This window comes from Aliidiomarina maris (assembly GCF_003987335.1).
In the GTDB taxonomy this organism is placed as follows: Bacteria; Pseudomonadota; Gammaproteobacteria; order Enterobacterales; family Alteromonadaceae; genus Aliidiomarina; species Aliidiomarina maris.
In genome coordinates this window covers 1-2634 of record NZ_PIPK01000026.1, presented here as the reverse complement: position 1 = coordinate 2634, position 2634 = coordinate 1, and the positions used below count along the sequence as shown (strand labels likewise).

Here is a 2634-nt window from a genome sequence, read left to right as displayed (position 1 = left end):
AATAAGTTGTTGCCATTGCTCGCGTGTGCGATGTTTACGTGCCATAAAAGAGCTCCTCTAAAGTTGGGAGCACAACGATAACCTTACACGGTTAGTGAAAACAGAACGCTTTAGAATGAGCGCTTACGCCCGAGAGGATGTTCGGCGGGAAAAAAACTATTACCGCAAAATCAGCCCTGATTTAGCGATACAGTTTCAGAATGCCTTAGAAAACGCGGTTAACGCGGTCGCTATGCAACCGCTGGCGATGCAAATTCTCGAAAATGAAATACGACGCTGGCCTCTTGATACATTTCCTCATGGAGTGCTCTATCGTAATGAAGACGACTTCATTCTCATACTTGCAGTATTTCATCCTAAACAAGCGCCGGAACGGTGGCAGAATCTACCACGCACATAACAAGACGCATCAGCGCGCACCTGCGGTGCTGGACAACAGCTTTGCTGTTGCCGCTGTGCTTGGGCGTTATGCCTTTCGTTCGCTGCCAGTATCGGAGAAAAAGGAATACACAATAGTAAACCTCTCTCCTCCGTGTACGGTACTTACGGCGTGATGGGAATCAGGTGAAATTGCAAACCCCTGTATTGAGCCGCTTTGGGGAGGAATGATCTTGCTAAGTTGGTCAGGCTCAGGGCCTGAGAACAACATTAGCTGTCCGCCGAAGTCATCGTTCCAATTCCTATTTAACTGAATCAAAACTCTATGTGTTTCTTCACCTGGAATAAAATCATTGTGAATACGAATAGTTTGTCCCGGAATAAGTTTGTGCGCAGTAACATCCACCCTCCCAGATAAGGTGGTATTAAAAAGAGAAGCAACGCATTGCCGAAGATTGTTCAATGTGTCAGCCGAAGCCAGCTGAGCAATAGGCTCTGGAAAGTCTCGCTGCAACAGGCTGAATTCATACTGTTCGTAAAAATCGGTTTCAACAAGCCGCCATGGTGCATTCTGCTCAAACCATGCTAAATATTGGTTTTGAGTTTCTGAATCTATGGCTTCCGTTATTGAAAAATGTTTGAAAGGGGTATGAATTAGAGCCGCTGAGTCAATATTTATGTACATTCGACACCCTCAAGCAGCAGTCTTTCTTTAACGGAACGAATTATCTTCATGTGGTCATGACAATATACAGAAGGGGAATCATAGCCATTGCTCTCACTCCAGCGGTATAGGGGCATGCCGCCGCCACATACAGACAGATACTCGCAAGAATTACAGGATTCACAAATGGGAATCTGCATACGGGCATACTCTGAAAATTCTTTTGAAGATAAAACCTCTGATATTTTTGTGTCGCGCACATTCCAGCGTGAGGTAAAAAAGTCGGCACCGTCAAAGGATGAGCGAAGCGTATCGTTTTTTCTGATTTCTCCGTCTGTTTCGAAAATTAGAATTCCATACGGGTCAGTACCTTGGCCTTCTTTAGTGCCTGAGTCACCTAGAATTAGCCTTACTATATCGTCAAAAAAACGAATTGGAACAGGGGAGGAGTCTGATGTATAACACTCAAACAGCTCGCAAAGCCAGTCTCCATATTCAGTGGACTTAAAGCTGGATTTTCCTTGTGGCAGTCGATCGTGATTTCCGTCTTGCATTAAGAAATCCATATTGGGGGATCCGATGGACTTCAAAAAATCGTACGTTATTTTTGCCGGTATAGATGGTTGGATAACACTTAGTGTTCCAGCGAAAAGAAATTCAGAATCTGTATGTGATCGTAATGCTTGAATGCCTTTTATTGTCTTGGAAAAAGTGGTTTTTCCGTTGACATCAACACGAGCTATATCATTTGCACCCTGGTCTCCATCAATGCTAACGGAAACGCTGACTTTCTCCTTAGAGAAAAGGTCTAAAAATTCCTTGTTTAAGAGCGCTCCATTTGTTTGCAGGCTAATTGGGTAACGTTGCGAATCTAGCTTTTCCCGAAGCTTTTTTACAAGGATTGTAAGATTTTCCAAGCCAAGTAAAAGAGGTTCTCCACCATGTAGCACAATGGCAAAGCCAGCAGCTTGAGCGTTTGCCTGATGGATTAATCGATCTACTAAGGAGTCAATGACATCCAGCCCCATTCGCTTGGGTTGGGCGCGCCAACTGGTATCCTTTCCCTGATAAACGTAGCAGTAAGAACAGTCGTAATTACACCTGCTGGCCGTCTTTATTAGGGCGGTGTCTAATTGAAGCGCCATGGATCATCATTGCCCTCGGTTATGGCGATTATGGGTACGGTCATACCTGCCGCCTACCGCTTGAAGGGCTTCTTTATTACGCACCTCTTCAATAAGGCGCTGGATCGCAGGGCTTGGAAGATGGGCAGGGGTTGTCGCGTTGCTTGACTGGGTTTGATTTTGCATGGCTAAAGCTCCTTGGAGTGGTTTTCTCACAGCACCAATCCTACCCTTCGCTATCGTGGATGTAAAGAATTAATAAAAATCAATAAAAACAGCAAGTTATAAATGATTTAAGATATAACTAATTGATTTTAAAGAGCTCTATCGTAGCCAAGGACGGCATAACACCTATGAGCCTTCGTCCTGTCAATAGGCATTAGTTTTTTATTGGCCGCCGCGTGAGCGGCCAATACCAAATCTCTGAGCCAGTGAGCCTGCTTCGTCTGTCATCGTTGGCTGTTGATG

At 44.7% G+C, this 2634-nt stretch carries 4 protein-coding genes; 1 reads left to right on the top strand and 3 read right to left on the bottom strand.

All coding sequences use genetic code 11. The features are described from left to right. Positions 1–115: 115 nt before the first annotated feature. A complete protein-coding gene (locus CWE07_RS14140; protein WP_111570602.1) occupies positions 116–400 on the top strand; it encodes a type II toxin-antitoxin system RelE/ParE family toxin in 285 nt (94 codons plus the stop codon). 66 nt (positions 401–466) lie between these two features. Here the strand turns inward: CWE07_RS14140 and yhhC are convergent, their stop codons facing one another. The 3 genes from yhhC to yhhA are packed head-to-tail and all read right to left on the bottom strand — an operon-like array spanning position 467 to position 2352. Further along, a complete protein-coding gene (yhhC, locus tag CWE07_RS14135) occupies positions 467–1063 on the bottom strand; it encodes a cyclophane-containing peptide 2OG-Fe(II) oxygenase YhhC (protein WP_111570603.1) in 597 nt (198 codons plus the stop codon). Beyond that, complete coding sequence (gene yhhB / locus CWE07_RS14130) at positions 1054–2187, bottom strand: cyclophane-forming radical SAM/SPASM peptide maturase YhhB (RefSeq protein ID WP_111570604.1); 1134 nt, start codon at positions 2185–2187, stop codon at positions 1054–1056. The genes yhhC and yhhB overlap by 10 nt, the downstream gene beginning before the upstream one ends. Before the next feature lie 6 nt (positions 2188–2193). Continuing rightward, on the bottom strand, positions 2194–2352 hold the full coding sequence (gene yhhA, locus CWE07_RS14125) for a YhhA family cyclophane-containing RiPP (protein WP_111570605.1): 159 nt from the start codon (positions 2350–2352) through the stop codon (positions 2194–2196). Positions 2353–2634: the final 282 nt, after the last annotated feature.

Bases quoted from the DNA above. Each gene is read 5' to 3' on its own strand.
- yhhC (WP_111570603.1), bottom strand. From the start codon at position 1,063: ATGTACATAAATATTGACTCAGCGGCTCTAATTCATACCCCTTTCAAA.
- yhhA (WP_111570605.1), bottom strand. From the start codon at position 2,352: ATGCAAAATCAAACCCAGTCAAGCAACGCGACAACCCCTGCCCATCTT.
- yhhB (WP_111570604.1), bottom strand. From the start codon at position 2,187: ATGGCGCTTCAATTAGACACCGCCCTAATAAAGACGGCCAGCAGGTGT.
- CWE07_RS14140 (WP_111570602.1), top strand. From the start codon at position 116: ATGAGCGCTTACGCCCGAGAGGATGTTCGGCGGGAAAAAAACTATTAC.